The organism is Streptomyces sp. NPDC020875 (assembly GCF_040641415.1).
In the GTDB taxonomy this organism is placed as follows: domain Bacteria; phylum Actinomycetota; class Actinomycetes; order Streptomycetales; family Streptomycetaceae; genus Streptomyces.
This window is the reverse complement of sequence record NZ_JBFADP010000107.1, coordinates 4,550-11,233: the sequence shown is the minus strand read 5'-3', so window position 1 is coordinate 11,233 and position 6,684 is coordinate 4,550. Positions and strand designations below refer to the sequence as shown.

6 protein-coding genes are annotated in these 6,684 nt (G+C 71.5%); 5 read left to right on the top strand and 1 reads right to left on the bottom strand.

The annotated features are described in order from the left end of the window. Positions 1 to 286, bottom strand: a 286-nt coding sequence (locus tag AB0G74_RS33635) for a DUF6302 family protein (protein ID WP_361154329.1), incomplete at its 3' end; no start/stop codon positions are given. 529 nt (positions 287 to 815) lie between these two features. Here AB0G74_RS33635 and AB0G74_RS33630 point away from each other — a divergent pair. From AB0G74_RS33630 to AB0G74_RS33610, 5 genes are all read left to right on the top strand, one after another. Then, positions 816 to 2,195, top strand: coding sequence for a hypothetical protein (locus tag AB0G74_RS33630; RefSeq protein WP_361154327.1), 1,380 nt, complete (start codon positions 816 to 818; stop codon positions 2,193 to 2,195). Between the two features lie 463 nt (positions 2,196 to 2,658). Beyond that, positions 2,659 to 3,123: a hypothetical protein gene (locus AB0G74_RS33625; RefSeq protein WP_361154324.1), complete on the top strand. Its 465-nt coding sequence runs from the start codon at positions 2,659 to 2,661 to the stop codon at positions 3,121 to 3,123. A 103-nt stretch (positions 3,124 to 3,226) separates the two neighbouring features. Then, the gene (locus AB0G74_RS33620) at positions 3,227 to 3,442 is read left to right on the top strand and encodes a hypothetical protein (RefSeq protein ID WP_361154321.1); all 216 of its coding nucleotides are present in this window, start codon (positions 3,227 to 3,229) and stop codon (positions 3,440 to 3,442) included. 128 nt (positions 3,443 to 3,570) lie between these two features. Next, entirely contained in the window at positions 3,571 to 3,903 is a 333-nt protein-coding gene (locus tag AB0G74_RS33615) for a trypco2 family protein (protein ID WP_361154318.1), read from the top strand. A 46-nt stretch (positions 3,904 to 3,949) separates the two neighbouring features. After that, positions 3,950 to 6,684, top strand: a 2,735-nt coding sequence (locus AB0G74_RS33610; RefSeq protein ID WP_361154315.1) for a tetratricopeptide repeat protein, incomplete at its 3' end; no start/stop codon positions are given.

The following is a 6,684-nucleotide window of genomic DNA, read 5'->3' as shown; positions in this document are numbered from 1 at the left end:
GGACGTGCTCGGGGTCGTACGGGACCACCCGGCCGCCGACCGCCGCCCAGAGGGGGACGGCCGCCTCACCGTGCTCACCGATCACCTGCCCCCCGTACGAGAGGTAGCCGCCCCTGCGGCCGCCGCCGACGGGCACGGCAAGCAGTAATTCGTCGGCGATTCGGACGGTGACCGCGGCGGCCAGGAGGGCGGGGTCGCCGATCCGGGATCGGTAGTAGGCGAGATCACGGGCGGCCTCGGACGGCAGCACTCCGACAACATCGGACGGACGGGTAGTGGTGAACACAGCTCTCCTCTCGGCAACACGAACAACGAAAAGGGAAGAAGGGGTTGGGCTCCCGGCCGCCGCCGCGTCGGGGCACAGGGCGGCGGGAGCGGCACCGTCCTGCCCGGATCGCGGCACGCCGGATCGGGTCGGACGGCACCCCGCAGAGAGCCGGGCCCCGGTCCCGTATGTCGCCTCGGACGGTTGGTGCAAGGGATAGCGGCCGAGGACGTCCTCCAGGGCGTCGTACAGCTCGCCGTCAGGGGCGGACAGGACGTGCCGGAGCTGCCGGAGGGGCGAGTACGGGCGCTGAATCCGAAGAAGCGGAGCGGTAGCGGAGACGGGTGGCGGGTTCGATCTCGGAACGGGTGAGCATAGAGGTGTCCCAGGCGAGGGGGTGTGAGGGGGTGCAGAACTGGTGCGCGGGAGCCGGACCATCCGGACCACCGGCGGCGGGTCCGGTAATCAGGTAACTACGCAAGGGCGCCGGGGCGATACGGTGCTGAGGGAGGCAGTCGGTATATCGCGCATACAGGGGGAGAGGGCACCGATGACGCGTACTCCGAACGCGAAGCTCCGCGCCGCAGTGACTGAGGCCGGGCTCACCTATGCCGCGCTGGCCCGGGAGATCCGCTCCGTCGCCGCCGAGTGCGGCGTCGTCCTGAAGACGAACAAGTCGGGGGTCGAGCACTGGATCCGCGGTACCCGCCCGGCTCCGGCTACCGTCCGGTTTATCGCCGTTGCGCTGTCCCGGGCCACGGGCCGACTCATCAGCCCGGCCGATCTCGGGCTCGGCCCGGCGGACGGAATGGGTGGTGAGGAAGAGGCCATTGGACTCTCCCTGACCGGGGACCCGCTGGATACGCTGATGCCCATGTGGCGTCACGAGCTGGACCGGCGCAAGCTCCTCGCGACCTCCGCGTACTCGGTCGCGGCGGCGGCCCTGCCCCTTTCCTACGTCCGGGAGATGGCCGCCCGCGCAGACGCCGCCCGGACCGGGCGCGGCGTCGGGATGACCGAGGTCGCCGCCGTACGCGACATGATCCACTTCTTCACCGAGATGGACGAGCGGCACGGTGGGCGGCATGGACGCACTGCCCTGGTCCAGTACCTCTCCGACGACGTCGCCTCGTTCGTCCGGGGGCGGTTCCGTACCGAGGAGGCCCGCCGCCAGATGCTCTCGGCGGCCAGCCGGGGCGTCCATCTGCTGGGCTGGAAGTCGTACGACGCCGGGCACCAGGGACTCGCCCAGCGGTACTACCTCCAGTCCTACGCCCTCGCCGCCGAATCGGGGATCCCCGGCCAGGACGGCTTCGTGATGCGCACGATGGCCATGCAGGGACTGAAGATCCACCGGCCCGAGCACTGCCGTGACCTCGCCGAGGCCGGACTGGCCCGCGTCCGCGGCCACGCCGACGCCCCCACCGAAGCTCTCGTCCGTGTCGTCCACGCTCATACACTCGCCAAAGCCGGGCAGCGCACCGCGGCCCTGGCCGAGACCGACCGAGCCCATGAACTGCTGGCCGCCGTGCCGGACGGAGAGTCGCCGTTCTGGGCCCAGGCATGGGGCCCGGCCCGGCCCGGTGTCTACTCGCGGACCGCCAAGGTCCACGACGCCCTCGGGAACTACGAGACGGGCGCGGCGTACCTGATGCGGTCGGCCGCCTCCTGGCCCTCCAGTACGTACGCCCGGATCGTCGCACTCGACCTGGTCGCCGCCGCCGAAATGCAGCTCAAGCAGGGTGGAATCGACCAAGCGTGCGCCACCTGGAACCGGGCACTCGACCACATGGGCGGCATCCAGTCCGCCCGTACCCGTAAGGCCGTCATCCAAATGCGCCGGGATATCAGCCCGTTCCGCGCCCGCGGCGCCCGCAGCGCCGCTGCCCTCGACGAACGCGCCCACGCGGCCCTCACCGAAAGTGCATAGCCCCATTCGCGCCGCGCTCTCAGCGGCTGGCAGCTCCGTGATCAACATGCGGTCCAGCACCACCGGCTGCGTACTGAAGTACTCCCGTGCCTTCCCATCAGCGACTACGTCCACGAACGCAAGCGCAGGTTCACGAACGGCGGCGACGAAACCGAGACGGCCGAGCCGCACGGGCTCGCCCCGCGATTCGCCAGGCCGCAGACACCACGAAGCAGAGCGATGCCGGTGCCTTCCGCCGCCTGCCTCCCGGCTGACACGAGCGGCGCAGGGGACAACCTGACGGTCCGGTGGCCTGGTCAAGGGCTGCGAGAAACGCGTCCATGGCCAGGGAGCGTCCCCCGCCCGCCCCACGACGGCCGACGGTTCCACTCCCTCCGAACCCGCCACCCCCGTGTTCCGCTTTCTGCGGAGGATGGGTACGGGTACTCATGACCCGATCACGGTCTGGTGGTCATATGGATGTATGGGAATTTCCGCGAAGAACTCGCTGGCAGGCGCGGCCCTGGCCATCGGGGCGCCGCTCGCGCTGTGGGGCCTGATGGGGCAGCAGAACGACGAAACCGCCGCCCCCTCCGACCTCACTTACACGATCGAGCCGGTCAGGGCCCTGGAGGACTGGGCCACCGGGCTCGGTGCCGCAGGACTGGTGATGACCGTCGTCTCGGCCCTCCACCTGGTACGAGCTACCCGCAGCGGCGCGCTGGACCCGCGCCGCTGGTTCGTCCTGCTGCCACTGACGGCAGCCGGGGTAGTCGTCGCAGGGAGCCACCGCGTCCTGACCGCCGGAACGGCGGACGCCAACATCGGCGCCGGACTCGCGATGTTCTTCGGTACCCCGGCGGCGGCGGGGCTGCTGCTCTGGGCACTGATACAAACCGTCCGCCTCCGCGCCAGGAGCCCCCGGCGCACGGGACCGGCCACCTGCTGAACCGCCCCCGAACAGCTCTTTCCGGAGCGCACCGGCCCCTACCATGCCGCCATGACGATCGCCCCGGAGGCGCCTTCGCCCGCCCCGTTACGGTTCCTGTCCTTTGGAGATCACCTCCCGCTGCCAGCTCATCCGCCCATCGCACTGCTACGCCCAGGCCGGACCGACGGCCGGGAACGGCATGATGACGACGGCCACCTGGCTGCGGACCATCGCCGAGGCCGCCGCCCTCGGCACAACGGCCCTCCAGAGCCCCTGGCCCACGCCGCTCCCGCCGACGAGGGCGAGGCGGCGGGGGTGGTTGCGGGTGGCCGGTTGATTTCGGTGTGTGGCGGTTTCTGATCGGGTGGTGGGGGTGGGGAACGTCTGGTGGGGGGTGTGCGTCCTTGGCGTTGCGGTGCCGGTCGCGGCGCCGTTTCGGTGCGGGATCTGAGATGGGGTTTTGGGATGGGTGAGGAGATCGGGATCGCGGAGGCTGTGGAGCATCTGCGGGGGGAGTTGCTGGCGGCTGCGGCGGGGCGGCGGGGGGATCTGGAGTTTCAGGTGGGCCCGGTGGAGCTGGAGTTCTCGGTGGAGATGCGGAAGGAGAAGAAGGCGTCGGGTGGGTTGAAGGCGTGGGTGGTGTCGGCGGGTGCGGAGGCGTCGCGCTCCAGTGCGTCGGTGCACCGGGTGAAGCTGGTACTGACGCCGAAGGACCCGGTGTCAGGGGGCGGGTACCACGTGAACACGGACCGGCCGGACGCGACGAGCGAGACGCTGGGTTCGCGGTTCGACCGCTGACCCCCAAAAGCCCCTGTACCGGGGGTCTGTTCGATAGGCGCCGGGTGTGAGGGGAGTGGGTGGGCTGGTGGACGTGGCGGCGAGGACGGTGGTGGTCCGCTCCGGCGAGGGATCGCAGGGGACGGGTTTCGTGCTCGGGAAGCGGCTGGTGCTGACCGCCGCGCACGTGCTCAAGAATCCGGGGGCGGTGTCGGTTCAGGTTCCCCACCGTGCGGGGCGGGTGGGGTGCCGGGTGGTGTGGGCGAGGTTCGAGGACGAACCGCGCGGGGTGTGGGACGCTGCCCTCCTCCTTGCCGACGACGATCTCCTGCCGGACGGTGTTCCGGCGGTGCGGTGGGGACGCTTGGCGACGTCCCTGCCGTGCCGGGCGGAGGCATGGGGCTACCCGGTCGCAGGCCGGACCGCCGACGAGGCGGTGTCGATGGTCCACCGGATCGGTCAGGTTCATCCGGACAGCGGGTCCGACCGTGACCGCTACGTCATCCACGGCCCCGCCGGACCCGAAACCTGTGAAGACGGATCCCCGTGGAAGGGAATGTCGGGCGCGGCCCTGTGGTGCGGCAGCAGCAAGGACGGACTGCTGCTGACGGGGGTGGTGGTGGGGGATGCGCCCGGCTGGTCCCACACTCACCTCGAAGCCCTCCCCGCCTACGCCCTCACCTCGGACCCCGACTTCCGTGCTCTGGTCGAACAGCACACCGGCCGGACACCGGTCCTGGAACCGGCGGACCTCCAGCATGTGACCGACCGCAACGCCCGCCCCCGCCCCGCCCGCTCCCCCGCCGACCTCCTGCGCCCCGAACAGGCCACCGTGACCTTCATGGGACGGGACGCGCTTTTGGGCGAGTTGGCGGACTGGTGCGCCCCGGGCGATCAGGGCGGGCCGGGGCAGCAGGAGGCCGGGGCGGCTGGGGATGTGTGGGGGTGGGGTGCGGGCCATGTCCGGGCGCGGCTGCTGACGGGTGCGGGGGGTGCGGGGAAGACGCGGCTCGCGGCGGAGCTCGCCTCACGGATGGCTGTCGGGGGCTGGACGGTGGTCCGTCTGACGCCCGACACCACCGCTCCGCTGGATGCTCTCGCCCGGGTGACCCGGCCGTTGCTGGTGGTGGTCGACTACGCCGAGACCCGCGTCCCTCAGCTCCACACACTCCTCCAGGTCGTGGACCACGAGCAGACCGCCCGGCCGGTGCGGATTCTGTGCCTGGCACGCGGGGCAGGCGACTGGTGGACCCGCGCTGCCGACCACCCCCACGCGCAGGCACTGGCCGACGCCACCGTCACCGCGATCCCGGCCCTTCACCACTCACCCGACGAGCGCGCCGACTCCTACCGTCGGGCTCTGGAGGACTTCGCAGCCCGGCTGCCGCAGACCGGCCCGGACCACCGGACCGGGCTGGTGGACTCTCTCACCATGCCTGCCGCGTTCCCGGCGCTGACAGGGGACGAGTTCGACCATCCGCTCTCCGTCCACATGGCCGCACTCCTCGCACTCCTGGACAAGGCGGCCGGTGCGACCCCGGCCCCGGTCGGGGCACGGTCGCTGGAAGGCAGGCTCCTGGGCCATGAACGCACCTACTGGGACAACACCGCGAACAGTACGGGGCGAAACCTGGGCGACGGGCGGACCGGGGGCGAGACGCGGGAACTTGCCATCGCGCTCGCCGCTCTCACCGTCCCCGCCGACCGCGACCAGGCCCGGCACCTCCTCGCCCACCTCCCGGGTCTCGGCGACGAGAGCGCCGCCGGGCTCCGGGGTGCGCTGGCCACCTGGCTGGCCGACCTCTACCCCGCACCCGACGGCGCCGCCTGGGGAAGCCTCCAGCCCGACCGCCTCGCCGAACACCACATCCACACCCAGACCGCTCGCGAACCCGACCTCTTCACCCGCATCCTCGCGAACCTCCCAACCGGCCAGACACCCCACACCCTCAGCGTCCTCGCCCGCACCGCCCAACGCCCCCACCACACCACCACCATCACCAACCTCCTTCAGAACGCCCTCACCACCAACCCAGAGGCCCTCGCACCCGCCGTCCTCGACACCGCCACCCGAACCCCCCACCCTCAACCGCTGGTCACCGCCCTCACCCACCTCCTCCACACCACCCCCGACACTGGGCTCCTCCACCAGCTCCGCGACAAGCTGCCGGACTCGTCCCTCGCCCTGGCCGAATGGGCCGCAGACCTCACCACCGCCCTCGTCCACCACCACGACACCCCCGACCCCGACCTCCCCGATCTCGCCGCATCCCTCAACAACCAGTCGCTCCGGCTAGCGGATCTGGGGCGGCGGGAGGAGGCCCTGGCGGCCGTCACCCGTGCCGTCACGATCCGCGAGGCCCTGGCCGGGGCGCGGCCCGACGCGTTCCTCCCCGACCTCGCCGCATCCCTCAACAACCAGTCGGTCCAGCTGGGGGCTCTTGGGCGGCTGGAGGAAGCCCTGACCACCATCACCCGCGCCACCGGAATCTACGAAACCCTTGCCGGGGCGCGGCCCGACGCCTTCCTCCCCGACCTCGCCGCATCCCTCAACAACCAGTCGGTCCAGCTGGGGGATCTGGGGCGGCTGGAGGAAGCTCTGGCCGCCGTGACCCGCGCCACCGGAATCTACGAGGCCCTTGCCGGGGCGCGGCCCGACGCGTTCCTCCCCGGCCTCGCCATGTCCTTCAACAACCAGTCGCTCCGGCTGGGGGATCTGGGGCGGCTGGAGGAAGCTCTGGCCGCCGTGACCCGCGCCACCGGAATCTACGAGGCCCTTGCCGGGGCGCGGCCCGACGCGTT